15 protein-coding genes are annotated in these 14,311 nt (G+C 72.6%); 7 read left to right on the top strand and 8 right to left on the bottom strand.

Going from position 1 to position 14,311, the window contains the following annotated elements; all coding sequences use genetic code 11:
* The first annotated feature begins 95 nt into the window (after positions 1–95).
* The 3 genes from WDW90_RS13860 to WDW90_RS13850 all read left to right on the top strand — a co-directional run bounded on the left by WDW90_RS13860 (position 96) and on the right by WDW90_RS13850 (position 3,190).
* On the top strand, positions 96–962 hold the full coding sequence (locus WDW90_RS13860; protein ID WP_336487979.1) for a chorismate mutase: 867 nt from the start codon (positions 96–98) through the stop codon (positions 960–962).
* Between the two features lie 136 nt (positions 963–1,098).
* Positions 1,099–2,226, top strand: a complete 1,128-nt coding sequence (locus WDW90_RS13855) for a pyridoxal phosphate-dependent aminotransferase (RefSeq protein WP_336487978.1) — start codon at positions 1,099–1,101, stop codon at positions 2,224–2,226.
* Positions 2,219–3,190 (top strand): prephenate/arogenate dehydrogenase family protein, encoded by a 972-nt coding sequence (locus tag WDW90_RS13850; protein ID WP_336487977.1) that lies wholly within the window; start codon positions 2,219–2,221, stop codon positions 3,188–3,190. The genes WDW90_RS13855 and WDW90_RS13850 overlap by 8 nt, the downstream gene beginning before the upstream one ends.
* Before the next feature lie 23 nt (positions 3,191–3,213).
* On the opposite strand, the gene WDW90_RS13845 is transcribed toward WDW90_RS13850, so the two are convergent.
* The 6 genes from WDW90_RS13845 to WDW90_RS13820 all read right to left on the bottom strand — a co-directional run bounded on the left by WDW90_RS13845 (position 3,214) and on the right by WDW90_RS13820 (position 9,148).
* Positions 3,214–4,383, bottom strand: a complete 1,170-nt coding sequence (locus tag WDW90_RS13845) for a DUF2125 domain-containing protein (protein ID WP_336487976.1) — start codon at positions 4,381–4,383, stop codon at positions 3,214–3,216.
* A gap of 117 nt (positions 4,384–4,500) precedes the next feature.
* Positions 4,501–4,947, bottom strand: a complete 447-nt coding sequence (locus WDW90_RS13840) for a hypothetical protein (RefSeq protein WP_336487975.1) — start codon at positions 4,945–4,947, stop codon at positions 4,501–4,503.
* Positions 4,948–5,105: 158 nt separating this feature from the next.
* Positions 5,106–5,879: a lysophospholipid acyltransferase family protein gene (locus tag WDW90_RS13835; protein WP_336487974.1), complete on the bottom strand. Its 774-nt coding sequence runs from the start codon at positions 5,877–5,879 to the stop codon at positions 5,106–5,108.
* Between the two features lie 61 nt (positions 5,880–5,940).
* The gene (gene ggt, locus WDW90_RS13830) at positions 5,941–7,731 is read right to left on the bottom strand and encodes a gamma-glutamyltransferase (protein ID WP_336487973.1); all 1,791 of its coding nucleotides are present in this window, start codon (positions 7,729–7,731) and stop codon (positions 5,941–5,943) included.
* A gap of 121 nt (positions 7,732–7,852) precedes the next feature.
* A complete protein-coding gene (locus WDW90_RS13825; protein WP_336487972.1) occupies positions 7,853–8,356 on the bottom strand; it encodes a hypothetical protein in 504 nt (167 codons plus the stop codon).
* A gap of 57 nt (positions 8,357–8,413) precedes the next feature.
* Positions 8,414–9,148: a response regulator gene (locus WDW90_RS13820; RefSeq protein WP_336487971.1), complete on the bottom strand. Its 735-nt coding sequence runs from the start codon at positions 9,146–9,148 to the stop codon at positions 8,414–8,416.
* 411 nt (positions 9,149–9,559) lie between these two features.
* On the opposite strand from WDW90_RS13820, the gene WDW90_RS13815 reads away from it, so the two are divergent.
* From WDW90_RS13815 to WDW90_RS13805, 3 genes are all read left to right on the top strand, one after another.
* Positions 9,560–11,305 (top strand): ATP-binding response regulator, encoded by a 1,746-nt coding sequence (locus WDW90_RS13815; protein WP_336487970.1) that lies wholly within the window; start codon positions 9,560–9,562, stop codon positions 11,303–11,305.
* A gap of 8 nt (positions 11,306–11,313) precedes the next feature.
* A complete protein-coding gene (locus WDW90_RS13810; RefSeq protein WP_336487969.1) occupies positions 11,314–12,003 on the top strand; it encodes an NAD-dependent deacylase in 690 nt (229 codons plus the stop codon).
* 239 nt (positions 12,004–12,242) lie between these two features.
* On the top strand, positions 12,243–12,464 hold the full coding sequence (locus tag WDW90_RS13805; protein WP_336487968.1) for a hypothetical protein: 222 nt from the start codon (positions 12,243–12,245) through the stop codon (positions 12,462–12,464).
* 82 nt (positions 12,465–12,546) lie between these two features.
* On the opposite strand, the gene WDW90_RS13800 is transcribed toward WDW90_RS13805, so the two are convergent.
* Positions 12,547–12,681, bottom strand: a complete 135-nt coding sequence (locus WDW90_RS13800; RefSeq protein WP_336487967.1) for a hypothetical protein — start codon at positions 12,679–12,681, stop codon at positions 12,547–12,549.
* Between the two features lie 528 nt (positions 12,682–13,209).
* Between WDW90_RS13800 and WDW90_RS13795 the strand changes: the two genes are divergently transcribed.
* On the top strand, positions 13,210–13,995 hold the full coding sequence (locus tag WDW90_RS13795; protein ID WP_336487966.1) for a DUF1194 domain-containing protein: 786 nt from the start codon (positions 13,210–13,212) through the stop codon (positions 13,993–13,995).
* On the opposite strand, the gene WDW90_RS13790 is transcribed toward WDW90_RS13795, so the two are convergent.
* On the bottom strand, positions 13,996–14,311 hold a 316-nt coding region (locus WDW90_RS13790; protein ID WP_336487965.1), incomplete at its 5' end, for a hypothetical protein.

Raw genomic sequence — 14,311 nt, 5'->3', positions numbered from 1 at the left:
CGCCCCCGCCTGTCACCGCGAGCGCTGGCCCTTCGTGGCGCCGGATCGTAAACACGGGGCGGACGCCACCCCGCCGCATCCCGACAGAACCCCGCATGCGCTTTTCCAAGAGAGCCGCGCCGCCGCTCGACAACCTCGCCGATCTCCGCGCCGAGATCGACCGGATCGACGCCGAGATGCACGCCCTGCTGATCCAGCGCGGCTCGATCATCGACCGGCTGATCGCCGTGAAGGGCACCTCCGCCTCGGGCTCCGCCTTCCGGCCCGGCCGCGAGGCCGCGATGATGCGGCGCGTCGCCGAGCGCCACCGGGGGCTCCTGCCCCTCGACACGGTGGAGGGCATCTGGCGCGTCATCATCGCGACCTTCACCTACGTGCAGGCGCCGTTCTCGGTGCATGCCGACATCTCGGGCGGCGACGCGGCGATGCGCGATTCCGCCCGCTTCCATTTCGGCTTCACGGTGCCCTACCGACCCCACCCGACCTGCGCGGTGGTGATCGAGGCGGTGGCGGCCTCGCGCGGCGATCTCGGCATCTTCCGCTTCGATCCCCGCGGCGCCAAGGCGCCCCCGGCCTCCGAGGCCTGGTGGGACGGACTCGTCGGCGAGGGCCGCCCGAAGGTGATCGCGCGCCTGCCCTTCATCGAGCGCCCCGCCCATCCGGCCGGCACGCCGGTCTTCGTGGTGGCCAAGCCCCTGGAGGACCCGGCCGCCGCGCAGCGGGACTGGGTGCTGCACGCCGCTCGGGCGCAGGGCTGGACGCCGGAAGCCGAGCGGGCGCTGCAGGATCTCTACGGCGAGGTGGTGGCGCGTGCCACCCCCGAGGACGGGGCGGAGCGCCTGCTGCTCGCCGTCCCCGGCGGCGTCGGCGCGCGCCAGCTCCGCGAGGCCCTGGAGCGGGCCGGCGCCAGCGTGGGCGCGCTCGACGAGACCGGCAGCCACGCCGCCCGCTTCCGGGTGTGAGCGGGATCGCGGACGGTCCGGGCGTGCCCTGTCCGCGCGGCCCGGCTCCGCTTTTTCCCGCACCCGAGATGTCCATGGGCGGGCGAAATGCTGTAGAGGGGCGGGCTCTATGCGCTCGATCCCGAAACCGACGGCCATGACCACCGCAAGCCCCGACCTCGCCCTCCGCCCCGTGCCGCGCCCCGGCGTGCTCGCCATCGAGGCCTACGTGCCGGGCAAGAGCGGAGCGTCGGGAACGCATCCCGTCTACAAGCTCTCCTCGAACGAGACGCCGCTCGGGCCGAGCCCCGCCGCGGTCGCGGCCCTGCACGGGACGGCCGGCGGGCTCGCCCTCTATCCGGACGGCAATTCCACGCTCCTGCGCGAGGCGATCGCGACGAAGTACGGGCTCGACCCGGCCCGCATCGTCTGCGGAGCGGGCTCGGACGAGCTGCTGTCGCTGCTGGCCTACGCCTATGTCGGGCCCGGCGACGAGGGCATCTACGCCGAGCACGGATTCCTGGTCTACCGCATCGCGATCCTGGCTGCCGGCGGCACGCCCGTGGTGGCGCCCGAGCGCGACCTGACGGCCGACGTCGACGCGATCCTGGCGGCGGTGACCCCCCGCACCCGGATCGTCTTCATCGCCAACCCGAACAACCCGACGGGCACCTACCTGCCCTTCGCGGAGGTGCAGCGCCTGCATGCGGGCCTGCCCGGCAACGTTATCCTCGTGCTCGACGGGGCTTACGCCGAGTATGTGCGCCGCAACGACTACTCGGCCGGCCTCGACCTCGTGCTCAACGCCGACAACGTCGTGATGACCCGCACCTTCTCGAAGATCTACGGGCTCGCGGCGCTGCGGATCGGCTGGATGGTCGGTCCGGCAGCGGTGGTCGACGCGCTCAACCGCATCCGCGGCCCCTTCAACCTGTCCTCCGCCGGCATCGCGGCGGGCGCGGCGGCGATCGACGACGAGGCGCACGTGGCGGCAGCGGCCGCCCACAACGCGGCCTGGCTCCCTCGCCTCACCGACGCGGTCACGGCGCTCGGGCTCGCCGTGACGCCGAGCGTCGGCAACTTCATCCTGGTCCACTTCCCCGACGCTCCGGGGCGCACCGCCGCCGCGGCCGATGCCTTCCTGACCGGGCGCGGCGTCATCACCCGGCGCGTCGCCTCCTACGGGCTGCCGAACGCGCTCCGGGTGACCGTCGGGAGCGACGCCGCGAACGAGGCATTCCTCGCCGCGCTCGCGGATTTCATCGGGAGTGCGCGCGATGCCTGAGGCCGGCACGGGCGGGATCGGGCGGCTCGCCATCGTCGGGCTCGGGCTGATCGGCTCCTCGATTGCCCGAGGCGCCCGCCAGTACGGGCTCGCGGAGACGATCGTGGCGATCGACCGTGACGCGGGCGTCTGCGCGCGCGTGCGGGAGCTCGGGCTGGCCGACCACGTCACGCCGGAAGCCGCCGAGGGAGTGGCGGGGGCCGATCTCGTCATCCTGTGCGTGCCGGTCGGCGCCGTCGGCGCCGTCGCGGAGGCGATCCGGGGGCACGTGAAGCCCGGCGCCATCCTGTCCGACGTCGGCTCGGTCAAGGGCTCGGTCGTGGCGGCGGTGACGCCGCATCTCGGCGAAGGGGTCGCCTTCGTGCCGGCCCACCCGGTCGCCGGCACCGAGTATTCGGGCCCGGATTCCGGCTTCTCGACCCTGTTCTCGGGCCGCTGGTGCATCCTCACGCCGCCCGAGGGCGCGGACGGGGCCGCGGTCGCGGCCGTGCGGCATTTCTGGGAGGGCCTCGGCGCCATCGTGGAGACCATGACGGCCGAGCACCACGATCTCGTGCTCGCCATCACGAGCCACGTGCCGCACCTCATCGCCTACAACATCGTGGGCACGGCGGCCGACCTCGAGACGGTGACGCAATCCGAGGTGGTCAAGTTCTCGGCCGGCGGCTTTCGCGATTTCACCCGCATCGCCGCCTCCGACCCGACCATGTGGCGCGACGTCTTCCTGACCAACAAGGACGCCGTGCTGGAGATGCTCGGGCGTTTCAACGAGGACCTGGCGGCGCTCGCCCGTGCCATCCGCTGGGGCGACGGCGACGCGCTCCACGACCTCTTCACCCGCACCCGCGCCATCCGGCGCGGCATCGTCGCCATGGGCCAGGAGACGGCCGAGCCCGATTTCGGCCGCGGCCGGACCGGTGCGGCGCCCTCGCGGGACGCCGCCGGCGGCGGCACGCCACGGTAGAGCCGCGGGCTGGGCGCCGCCGCTCAGTAAAGCGGCTCCAATCGCACGTTCGGGATCGGGAAGGGGCCGAGCATCAGGAGCCCGTCCGCCAGCCGCAGCGGCGGCAGCGGCTTGAGGGGCACGTCGCCGGCCGACGCCGGCGGGGTGCCCGCGGCCGAGCCCGGCGGGACCGTGTCGTCGGTGCGGGCCTGACGGCGGCCGCCGCCGAGGAGCGCGCCCACGAGGTTGCCGATCAGCGCGCCCTTCTCGGCGCCGAAGCGCTGGCCCATCACCTGGCCCACGAGGGCTTCGAGCCCGGCCGCGCGCAGGTCGAGCTGGCCGGCGAGGCGGTGGTCGTCGTCGAGGGCGAGGCTGCCTCGGCCCTGCAGGCGGCGATCGCCCTTGACGATCGACAGGAGCGCGATGTCGAGGCTGCCGCCGGCCTGCCGCCAGGCTTCGAGTTCCTGCGGCACCGGGCCGGTGCGGAATGTGGTCGCCCGGTCGATGGTGGCGTCGAGAGCGAGGTCGGCGGGCGCCGTGCTGCCCACGAAGGCGTCGACGACCGGCAGGACGGCCTGGGCGGCCCGCAGGCTGACGTCGACCGCGCCCTCGCTCGCGAAGCGGCCCGGCGTCGGGCGGGCGTGGAGTTCGAGGTGTTTCGTCGCGAAATCGATCGGCATCGGCGCGGCGCCGCGCACGCTGCCCTTCGGCTCGTCGACGACGAGCGAGGCACGCACGAAGCCGTCCTGGGCGCCGTGGAAGCTGCCTTCGAGCGATGTCCAGGTGACGTCGCCGGTGAGCTCGCCCTGCTCCACGTGGAAGGGGCCGGCGGCCTGCAGCAGCCCGTGGCGCGGCTGGTAGATCTGCACCACGGCGGTCAGCGGGCCGAGGGTGAAGCTGAGGTCCTGGCGCGCGAGCTTCAGCGCGGCGCAGCGCAGCTCGATCCGGAACGGAAAGCCGGTGATCGAACGGTCCGTGCAGGTCCAGTTGCGGCCGGAAGCCGCCTCGCGGGCGAAGAAGGCGTCGATCTCGCGGCCCGCCCGGTCGCGGATGTAGAACCAACCGGCCGACCACAGGGCCGCGATGGCGACGAGCAGGATGTAGGGAAGGAACAGGCCGAGGCGCGAACGGGACTTCGCGGGTGCGGGCCGGCCGGCCGGCCTCGTGTCGGGCCCCGTCCCGGATCCGGTCTGGGGGCCTGTGTCGCGCGCCATCTCGTCCGCTCCTTCGGAAAGTCCCGCCCGGATCTCCGGCCGGTCTCCCTGACGCGGGATCACGAGCCGCGCAAGTTAGGGCGGTCCGGAAGAGGCGAAAGGATGGCGGTGCGCCGCTCAGGCGCGGGCCGGGTCCGTGGGCTCGGTCTCGAGGTCTTCCACGATGGCGCTGCGCTCGGCCTCGGTGCCGGCGAGGCGGTGCACGTGCATCTCGGTGGCGCCGCCGCTGCGGGCGCGCGCGAGCCAGTTGCGGTGCAGCCGCTCCCGCGGACCGGCGCCAGCGGCCGCGACGGCCACGAGTTCGGCAAGCCCGCTCGCGTCGCGGCGCACGGCCATCACGACGGCCTCGCCCATCTCGTCGAACTCGGGCTCGCTCAGCTCGTGCACGCCGACCACGTAGCGCTTGCCCGAGCGGCCGCGCCAGGCGCTGAGGGCCAGGGCCGGGGTGCCGCGCAGGCCCGCGGCCGTCCTGAGACGTTCCTCGCGCACGTCCTGCCTCCGTGACCGGTCGTCCTTCAGGTCGCGCAGGGCAGCCGACCAGGACAGAGCTCGCTTGTTCGCCATTTGTTCTAGACTATCCCGGTCAATTCCGCGGCGTCAAGGACGTCGCCTCCTGTCCCGGAAGATGGGGATTCCCAGGGTTATCCACAAGCGCACCGAGCGATTCGGCGCCTGTCCACAGGCTGGCCCCGGGGCGCCTTTCGCCGCACCCCGGGGGCCTGTCAGGCCGCGCGCGAATCTTCCGGCTCGACGGGCGCCGGGGCGAGCCCGTGCGCCGCGAGTTCGGCCCGCCCGCTCGCCAGGAGGGCGTTCGAGGCGGCCTCGATGCGCGTCTCCACAAGTTCGAGGAAGGGCGCGCGGGCGAGCCCGTGCGGGATCGGGGGCAGGAACTCGATCACGGCCCGGCCCGGCCGGCGCCGGAGGCTGCGGCGCGGCCAGTAGAGACCGGTGTTGAGCGCGACGGGCAGGCACGGCACGCCGAGCGCCACGTAGAGGTGGGTGAGGCCGAGCTTGTAGGCGGGCGGGGCACCGGGCGGACGGCGGGTGCCCTCGGGGAAGATGATGAGCTGGCGCCCGTGCCCGATCGCACTGGCCGCCGCCTGATTCATCAGCGCCATGGCGCGGGTGCCCTTGGTGCGGTCGATCGCCACCATGCCGCTGCGCGAGAGGTACCAGCCGATCAGCGGGATCCAGAGCAGCTCCCGCTTCAGGATGTAGGCGAAATCGTCGAACTTCGTGACGAGAGCGAGCGTCTCGAGCGCCGACTGGTGCTTGGCGGCGATCAGGAGCGGACCCTCCGGCACGTTCTCCAGGCCCCGGAACTCTACGTCGAGGCCGCCGACCTCCCGCAGGAGCCAGAGCGTCGCGCCCGCCCAGGTCTGCGCCAGCCGGATCACCGCCCGCTGCGAGACCAGGGTCGGCAAACCGGCGACCGCCAGCACGGTCGTGAGCAGGTAGAAGCAGAGGTTGAAGGCGACGGATCGGAGGGCGAGCATCGAGAACCCGGTTCTGGCGCGGCGCGCCCCCTTTAGCCTGCCTGCCCGGGCATCACCAACCTTACTCGCCGACAGCGAGCGTGCCGCGCTGGCGCGGATCCGCGGCGCCAGCCAGGAGCCCGTCCACCCGCATCACGGAATTGGCCGAGCCCGAGCTCGGTCCCACCCTCACCCGGTGGCCGCGGGCGCGCAGCAGCGCCAGGGTGTCGGGCGAGATCCCCTCCTCGACCAGGAGCACGTCCGGCTTCCACTGGTGGTGGATCCGGGGCGCGGCCACGGCTTCCGCGAGGTTCATGCGGAAGTCGACGAGGTTCACGATCACCTGCAGCACCGTCGAGATGATGCGGCTGCCCCCCGGGCTGCCGGTGACGAGGAGGAGCTGCCCGTCCCGGAACACCAGGGTCGGGGTCATCGAGGAGAGCGGCCGGGCGCCCGGCGAGATCGCGTTCGCCTTGCCGCCCACGAGTCCGTAGGCGTTCTGGGCGCCGGTCTTCGATGAGAAATCGTCCATCTCGTTGTTGAGGATGACGCCGGTGCCCGCAGCCACGAGGCCGATCCCGTAGGAGAAGTTGAGGGTCGTGGTGGTGGCCACCGCGTTCCCCGCCGCGTCGACCACCGAGTAGTGGGTGGTCTGGTCTTGCTCGAAGGGCAGCGGATCGCCGGCCTTGACCTCGTCGGCGGAGCGCGCCCGGTCCGGGTCGATCGCGGCGCGCAACCGGTCGGCATAGGGCTTGGCGATCAACCCCTCCACGGGCACCTGCGCCCGGCCGGGATCGCCGAGCCACGTGGCGCGGTCGGCGTAGGCCGGCTTCATGGATTCGGCCAGGATGTGGAGCGCCGCCGCGCTGCCCGCGCCCCTGCCGGCGAGGTCGAAGCCCTCCAGCACGTTCAGGATCTCGATGAGGTGGACGCCGCCCGAGCTCGGCGGCGGCATCGAGACGATCTCGGCGCCGCGATAGCGCCCGCGCACGGGCTCGCGGATCTCGGGCCGGTAGGCGGCGAGGTCGGCCATCGTCATGATGCCGCCCGCCTCCTTCACGGCGGCGGCGATCCGCTCGGCGATCGGGCCCGTGTAGAAGGCGTCCGGCCCCCCCTCGGCGATGGCCCGGAGCGTGCCGGCGAGGTCCGTCTGCACGAGGCGCTCGTCGCGCGCCAGCGGCCGGTCGCCGCGGAAGAAGACCGCCCGGCTCGACGGCCAGCGCCCGAGGAGGCCGGCGGCGCGCGGCAGCGAATCGGCGAGCCCTGCCTCGACCGGGATGCCCTCGCGGGCGAGGCGCTCGGCCGGGGCGATCAGCTCGGCGAGGCTGAGCCGCCCCGAGCCGTAGAGGCGGTGGGCCTCCGCCATGCCCCGCACGCTGCCCGGCACCCCGACCGCCCTGCCGCCCCGCGTCGAGGCGGCGCGGTCGGGCTCGCCGGCGGCGTCGAGGAACATGTCGGCGGTCGCGGCCGCGGGCGCCGTCTCCCGGAAATCGATCGCCGCCGTCTCGTTGCGGTCCGCGAGATGCACCAGCATGAAGCCGCCCCCGCCGAGATTGCCCGCCCGCGGCAGCGTCACGGCGAGCGCGAAGCCGACCGCGACCGCGGCGTCGACCGCATTGCCGCCCCGCCGCAGGATCTCGACCCCGATGCGGGCGGCCCGCGCCTCCTGCGCGGCGACCATGCCGTGCCGGGCAAGTACCGGCAGCATGCGGGCATCGTCGGCCTGGATCGGCGCGTCCGCGGCGGGCGGCGCATTCGCTGCCGGCGGCGCAGCCACTGCCGGCGGCGCAGCCACTGCCGGCGGCGCCTGGGCGGCGGCGGGGCCTGTCAGTGCGAGGAGGAGCGCGAGGGCGGCGCGGATCGTCTGGGTCATGGAGCCTCCGGGACGGCTCCGGACCGGCCCGGAGACGCTTTCCGCCCGCACGGAACCTGCTCTCTCGGCGCGCCCGGTCAAGGTCTCGCCAGGCTGCGTCGATGTCCCGCGGATGCGGTGCTCAGGCGGGCGCCCGGGTCTCGTCGGGATCCGGTCCGGCGCTGCGGCCGGCGACGAGCCAGTAGACGAGGCCCGCGGCCGCGCCGGTCAGGAACAGGATCGCCGTGAGATGCCCTTCCGCCGCGAGCCTGTCCGCCCCGCCGGGGCGCGCGGCGCCGCGTGCGAGCCAGGGCAGGGCCGCCGTGAGGAGGCCGCAGGTGCCGGCGTACCAGCTGACCGCCCGCAGGCCCAGGACCTCGCCCACGAGCGCGACGAGGACCGGCGGTGCCACGAGGAGGAGCGAGAGCGCCTGGGCGAGGCCGGCGATCAGGATGAGCATCGTCTCGGACGCCATCCCGGCCGCGAGGTCCGACAGGGCCGCGTCGAGCCCGGCGAGCGCCCCGCCGGCGAGCCAGGCCTGCGCGGCCGGGTCGAGCGCCAGCGCCAGAGCCAGCGCGACCCCGCCCGCCGGAACGGCGAGGACGAGGGCGAGTGCCGAGAGGAGGAGGCGGCCGAGGACGCGCATGCGCCCGTCATAGCCGGACCGCGCGCGGATTGCGCGAGGGACCGCGATCCGTCCGCCTCAGTCGCCTTCCGGCCGGAACACGTAGCCGAGGCCGCGCACCGTGCGGATGAAGCGGGGGTTGGCGGGGTCCGGCTCGATCTTCTTGCGGATCCGGTTGATGCGCACGTCGATCGCCCGGTCGAAGGCATCGGGGTCGCGCGCATCGGCCAGATCGAGCAGGCGCTCGCGCGTGAGCGCCCGCTTCGGATGGTCCGCAAAGGCCTTGAGGAGGTCGTATTCCGAGCGCGTCAGCGGCTGCTCCAGCCCATCATCGTCGCGCAGGCGCAGCGAATCGGGCTCCAGCCACTTCGTGCCGAAGCGGATGCGCCTGACCGGCGCGGCCTCGGCGGGCGGCGGCTCGGGCGGGCGGGCGGGCGCCCCCTGCGCCCGGCGCAGCACCGAGCGCACCCGGGCGACGAGCTCGCGCAGCTCGCAGGGCTTCGACAGATAGTCGTCGGCGCCGAGCTCGAGCCCCACCACCCTGTCGATCGGGCTCGCGGTGGCGGTCAGCATGATCACCGGGATCGTGCCCCGCGCCTTGAGGTCGCGCACGATCGAGAGCCCGTCCTCCTCCGGCATGTTCAGGTCGAGGACGATGAGGTCGGGCTGGCGAGCGGCGAGATGCGCCCGCAGCGCGCGGCCGCCGTCGCACTGGGCCACGTCGAAGCCGTGCAGGCGCAGGTAGTCGCCGATCATGGCCCGGGCATCGGCCTCGTCGTCCACCACGACGACATGCGGCTGGCCGGCACTCACCGGGCGCACCGCCCTGAACCGGTCGGGAACACGCGCTTCATCTCACGGACCGGAAGATCTCTCGTCGGACACGGCAGGATTGTACAATGCACCATTCGTATCCCCATGGCGACGCGCGGCCGCAATCTATCAACGGCGGTCTCTCCGCTGACCGGCACCAGCCGCCCGCGAAACGAGACTTCCGGGCGCGCGGTCCGTACCGTATCGGCCTGATCCACTGAGATTTCGCGAAGATTTCGTGCGGTCCCGGACTGTTGCGCGACTGGTTCCGGGCGGCCGGAGACCGGTTCCACCCGTGCCCCCGCGCACGCGCGGCACCCCAGATGAGCCATATTGCACATGCAACTTCAGAGCGATTCAGGCTAGACCGGCCGCCGCGGGCGGCCGCCGCGACGGAACCGGACCCTCACGATGGACGACGATATCCTCCACCTCATTCCCGACGAGGTCGCGGAGGCGCCCCAGCGCAGCGGTTCCTGGACCATCGCGGTCGTCGACGACGATCCCGCAGTCCACGAGGGCACCCGCTACGCGCTCGCCGATTACGTCCTCGACGGGCGCGGGCTCGAGATCCTGTCGGCCCACTCGGCCGCGGAGGCGCGGGCGCTGCTGGCCGACCGGCGCGACGTGGCGGTGGTGCTGCTCGACGTCGTGATGGAGAGCGACGACGCGGGCCTCGCCCTCGTCGACTATATCCGCCGCGACCTGCGCGATGAGACCGCCCGCATCATCCTGCGCACCGGTCAGCCGGGCCAGGCGCCGGAGCGGCGCGTCATCGTCGACTACGACATCAACGACTACAAGGCGAAGACCGAGCTCACCGCGGACAAGCTCTTCACCAGCCTGACGGCGGCACTGCGTGCCTATCAGCAGCTGAAGCGCCTCGACGAGACCCGGCGCGGCCTCGAGATCATCATCGACGCCGCGCCCATGCTCCTCGACCACAAGTCGATGCAGCGGCTCGCCGAGGGCATGCTGACCCAGGTCGCCTCGCTCCTCAACGTCGCCTGCGCGGGAATCCTGGTGCTGCGCGAGAGCGGTGAGACCGACGACCATTTCTGCGTGCTCGCCGGCTCGGGCTGCTATCAACACTACATGGAGCGCCGGCCTGCCTGGCCCCTCGACCCCGACGTGCACCCGATCGTGGCGCGGACCTTCTCGGAGCGGCGCCACAGCTTCGGCGCGCCCTGCTCGACCCTCTACCTGCAGACCTCGACGGGCAGCGAGATCGTGGCCCTGATCGACGCCGACCGCTCGCTTTCCGAGACGGACCGGGCTCTCATCGACCTGTTCACGAGCCGGCTCTCGATCGCCTTCGACAACGTGATCCTCTACGAGCAATTGCAGCGGGCCAATGTCGGCCTGGAGCAGCGGGTGGTGGAGCGCACCGCCGAGCTGATCCGGGCGAACCGCCGCCTCGCCATGCAGCGCTCGGACCTGCGCCGCGCGAACGGCCTCAAGACCGAGATCCTCGGCACCATCGCGCACGACCTCAAGAACCCGCTCTCGGTGATCCTCGGCCGGGCCGAGATGCTCACCGACATGACCGGCATGGCGCCGCCGCCGATCGAGCAGATGCGGGCGCAGGTCGAGCACGTGCGCGCCTCCGCCAAGCGCCTGACGGCGATGATCGAGAGCCTGATGGCGGACGCCATGAACGACGCGCTCGACATCACCCTGCGCCGCGAACCGGTCGACCTCGCGGGGCTCGCGCGCGAGGTCTGCGAGGCGAACCGGCCGCTCGCCGAGACGAAGCGGCAGGCGCTCACGGCCGAGCTGCCCGACGAGCTCTATCTCTGCGGCGACGGCGAGCGCCTGCGCGAGGCGATCGACAACCTGATCTCGAACGCCATCAAGTACAGTTTTCCGGGCGGGGCCATCACGGCGCGGGTCTGGCGCGACGGGCTGGAGACCGTCTGCGCGGTGAGCGATCAGGGGCCCGGCCTGTCGCCGGAAGATGCGGGGCGTGTCTTCGGCCGGTTCCAGCGCCTCTCGGCCAAGCCCACCGGCGGCGAGGGCTCGACGGGCCTCGGCCTCTCGATCGTCAAGCGCATCGCCGAGCTGCACGGGGGCCGGGCCAGCGCCGAGAGCGCGGGGCCGGGCCGGGGCGCCACCTTCGCGATCCGGTTCCCCAACATCGCCGTGGAACTGGTGTAGGATACGCCATGGCCGAGGCCGTCTTCGTCCTCACGGGGGCCGGCGTCTCGGCCGAGAGCGGGCTCGGCACCTTCCGGGACGCGGGCGGGCTCTGGCGCCGGTTCGACCCGATGAGGCTCGCCACGCCCGAGGCCTTCGCGCGCGACCCCGCCGAGGTGCTCGCCTTCTACGACCTGCGTCGCCGCGGCGTGGTCGCGGCCCAGCCGAACGCCGCCCACCGCGCCCTCGCCGAGGCGCAGGCGCGCCTCGCGGCGCGGGGCGGGCGCCTGTTCCTCTGCACGCAGAACGTCGACGACCTGCACGAGCGGGCCGGCGCCGAGGCCGTGCACATGCACGGCGAGCTCCTCAAGACCCGCTGCCAAGCCTGCGGCGGCATCCACGCGCAGCACGGCGATCTCGGCGTGGACGAGCCCTGCCCGGCCTGCGGCCGCGCGGGCGGGTTGCGGCCCGACGTGGTCTGGTTCGGCGAGATGCCGAAGCACCTGGACAGGATCGACGAGGCCCTGCGCGGCTCCGACCTCTTCGTCGCGATCGGTACCTCGGGCTCGGTCTACCCGGCGGCCGGCTACGTCGCCGAGGCGCGGGCGCTCGGGCTGCGGACCTGCGAGCTGAACCTCGAGCCGTCGGACAACGCGCATCTGTTTGACCTGGTACGCTACGGCCCGGCGAGCGAGATTGTTCAGGAATTCTTCAGGTAACGGGTAGACAGAGCGCTTGCGTACCCTATCTTGCCGCCGCTCGCAGGACGCCGTTTCATCCAACGACTTACCGGCTCGGCGCGCGCATTCGCGCACCGGTCCGATCGGGCGAATCGCACCCCAGCCGGCCGTCAAGATGTGGACGGCTTCGTCAGCCCAGGGTTACAACCGTCAAGCTTGGTGAGTCGTCGCGCGGCCTCATCAGGCGTTCGTTGCAGCCTTAGGGGAATAATCGGCCCATGCAGAACATAACCGTGACTGCCCGCGAGCGTGATACAGTCGTAGCGGCTTTACGCTATTATCAATTCTATCGGATGCAGGGTCACCCGTTCGACCCTCGCCAGGATCATCTTATCGACGCCATCGCTAGCGAGACCGGCGAGGCTCTGGATATTGCTGAAATCGACGATCTCTGTGCCGGCCTCAACGGCAACAAGCACGCGCTCTGCGCTTCAGCCTGACGCGCCGTGCGGGGCGGAGATGCTGTTCCGCCCCGGTCCCGAACCGGACGCGGCCGGCGCCCCGCAAGACCGGATCACCCGCTCAGAACAGGCTCGCGACCCGCATGACGGCCGCCCGCGGCGCCGGGCCGTCCTCCCGGTCGATCAGGCCCGGCACGAGCAGCGCGTAGCCCGTCAGAATCGTTCCGGCGGCGAAGATCTTGATGATGTCCCGCATGATGGTCGCCCCTCTGGTGGAGCCCGGCGTGCCGGAAGCTCTCGTTGAGGCGGTTTCTAGCGCGGCCGTCTTTCGCCAGGATTGCTTCGCCACGGCCAAGATTGCGTTGCGGAGGCAACCGTTCCGGCATCCGCGGCCCCAGCTTGAAACCGATCCGCGCTCGCGTCCGTAGAGGGCCTTCGTTCCGCAACGTCGGGATGGGTGGGGCAGGCTGACCGGCGCGCCGGCGCCGCCTGCCGCATCGCATGGACGCATAAGAGTCTAGGGAAGATCCCATGGAGGGGACGGAGCGTCCGAAACGGACGCTCCGTCCTTCTCGCCGCCGCGGCGGAATTCCCGAGACAGCGGGCAGCGTCCTCGGCGCGAAGGGCGGAAAATGGAATTCTGCTTCTCGAAACATCGTGCGATCAGAGAGGGATAGAGCATGCTTCCGTGACGCGGCGACATGCTCTAATCAGGCTTGGCCGTTTCCCGGTCGGAGCATCCGGCGGCGAGGGCCTTCGGCGGCGGGGGTTGAGAATGGATCCGATGTCGCCGCGCCGGAGCGCGCGCCGGGCCGGATGGTTGGCGCGCGCCGCGCTGGCGGCCTGCCTCGTCGGCCTCGCGCCGGCCCGCGCCGACGAGCGCGTCGCGATGGCTCTCGTGGTCTCGGTCGACGTGTCGCAATCCGTCGACGAGGCCCGGTTCCGCCTGCAGATGGAGGGGATCGCGGAGGCGCTGGAGGATCCCGCCGTCCTTTCGGCCATCACGGGCAATCCCGGCGGCATCCTGTTCGCCGTGGTCACCTGGGCCGACCGGGCCAGCCTCTCGCTGCCCTGGCGGCGCATCGCCACGAAGGCGGACGCCGCCGCTCTCGCCCGAATCGTGCGGGGGCTGCCGCGCCAGGCCGGCACCTTCACCTGCCTCGGCGGCATGCTGCGCAGCGTCGGCGCGAGCGTGCTGCCGGCCCTGCCGCTGCCGGCCGACCGCGTGGTGATCGACGTCTCGGGCGACGGGATCGACAATTGCGCCGATCCGGAGGCCATCCACGACGAGCGCGACGCCCTTCTCGCCACCGGCGCCACCATCAACGGACTGCCGATCCTCGTGCCCGGCGAGAACGACGTGGTCGGCGCGGGCGCCTTCCGGGCGCCGGGCTACGGCCTGCGCACCCTGATGGACCACAGCGAGACCACGCTCGACCGCTGGTACCGCGACCACGTGGTCGGGGGCCCGGCCGCCTTCGTGCTGACGGCGGGCGGCTACGGGGATTTCGCCCGGGCGCTGCGCCAGAAATTCGTGATCGAGATCAGCGCGCTGGCACCCCCGCGCTGATCAGGGCGCCGTCCGCAGGTTCTGGCGGGCCCGCTCGAGCGCCGCCTCGCAGCCTGGGGCGTCGCCCTTCCTGTCGGCGGTCCGGGCCTCGTCGAGCGCGACCTTGGCCTGCTGCGCCTTGTCGCCTCCCTGGCCGGCCTGGGCCGACTTCTCGGGCGGTGCTTCGGGAACGGCCGGCCCGCCCCGGTTCAACGTGTCCACCCCCTGGCCCTCGCGGGCGGCCGCGGTCGCCTTGCCGCTGGTCGAGGCCGAGATGGCTTCCCGGGCCTCGTCCGTCACGCGCTTGTCGAGGGCGGCGATCCGGTCGCCGCACGCG

The organism is Methylobacterium nigriterrae (assembly GCF_037106235.1).
GTDB lineage: Bacteria > Pseudomonadota > Alphaproteobacteria > Rhizobiales > Beijerinckiaceae > Methylobacterium > Methylobacterium nigriterrae.
The sequence above is the reverse complement of the archived record's forward strand: the minus strand, read 5'-3'. Positions and strand labels throughout refer to the sequence as shown.

Bases quoted from the DNA above. Each gene is read 5' to 3' on its own strand.
- WDW90_RS13800 (WP_336487967.1), bottom strand. From the start codon at position 12,681: ATGCGGGACATCATCAAGATCTTCGCCGCCGGAACGATTCTGACGGGC.
- WDW90_RS13850 (WP_336487977.1), top strand. From the start codon at position 2,219: ATGCCTGAGGCCGGCACGGGCGGGATCGGGCGGCTCGCCATCGTCGGG.
- WDW90_RS13810 (WP_336487969.1), top strand. From the start codon at position 11,314: ATGGCCGAGGCCGTCTTCGTCCTCACGGGGGCCGGCGTCTCGGCCGAG.
- WDW90_RS13860 (WP_336487979.1), top strand. From the start codon at position 96: ATGCGCTTTTCCAAGAGAGCCGCGCCGCCGCTCGACAACCTCGCCGAT.
- WDW90_RS13840 (WP_336487975.1), bottom strand. From the start codon at position 4,947: ATGGCGAACAAGCGAGCTCTGTCCTGGTCGGCTGCCCTGCGCGACCTG.
- WDW90_RS13845 (WP_336487976.1), bottom strand. From the start codon at position 4,383: ATGGCGCGCGACACAGGCCCCCAGACCGGATCCGGGACGGGGCCCGAC.
- WDW90_RS13835 (WP_336487974.1), bottom strand. From the start codon at position 5,879: ATGCTCGCCCTCCGATCCGTCGCCTTCAACCTCTGCTTCTACCTGCTC.
- WDW90_RS13795 (WP_336487966.1), top strand. From the start codon at position 13,210: ATGTCGCCGCGCCGGAGCGCGCGCCGGGCCGGATGGTTGGCGCGCGCC.
- WDW90_RS13855 (WP_336487978.1), top strand. From the start codon at position 1,099: ATGACCACCGCAAGCCCCGACCTCGCCCTCCGCCCCGTGCCGCGCCCC.
- WDW90_RS13805 (WP_336487968.1), top strand. From the start codon at position 12,243: ATGCAGAACATAACCGTGACTGCCCGCGAGCGTGATACAGTCGTAGCG.
- WDW90_RS13825 (WP_336487972.1), bottom strand. From the start codon at position 8,356: ATGCGCGTCCTCGGCCGCCTCCTCCTCTCGGCACTCGCCCTCGTCCTC.
- WDW90_RS13815 (WP_336487970.1), top strand. From the start codon at position 9,560: ATGGACGACGATATCCTCCACCTCATTCCCGACGAGGTCGCGGAGGCG.
- ggt (WP_336487973.1), bottom strand. From the start codon at position 7,731: ATGACCCAGACGATCCGCGCCGCCCTCGCGCTCCTCCTCGCACTGACA.